At 69.1% G+C, this 272-nt stretch carries 1 protein-coding gene; it reads left to right on the forward strand.

Features of this window, described 5'->3' with window-relative positions:
- On the forward strand, positions 1-272 hold a 272-nt coding region (locus tag MXD59_RS26105), incomplete at both ends, for a YhdP family protein (RefSeq protein ID WP_248827217.1).

Consider the following 272-nt stretch of genomic DNA (forward strand, 5'->3'; position numbering starts at 1 on the left):
GTACATGGATACGTCCGACCTGCGCCTGCAGCAGGGCCGGGGCGCAATGCGCGCCTGGATCGACCTGCGCCAGGGCCAGCCCGTGGGCGCCATGGCCGATGTGGCGGTGAATGCCCTGCAACTGCAGTGGCGCGAAAACCTGGAGCCGCTGCAGTTGCAGGCGCTGACGGGCCGGCTGAGCGTGCAGCATCAGGATGGCTGGCGCTTCGCGGCGCAGAACCTGGAATTCTCCACGGGCGACGGCCTGCACTGGCCGGCAGGCAATCTGCGTG

Source organism: Frankia umida, assembly GCF_023242945.1.
Lineage (GTDB): Bacteria > Actinomycetota > Actinomycetes > Frankiales > Frankiaceae > Frankia > Frankia umida.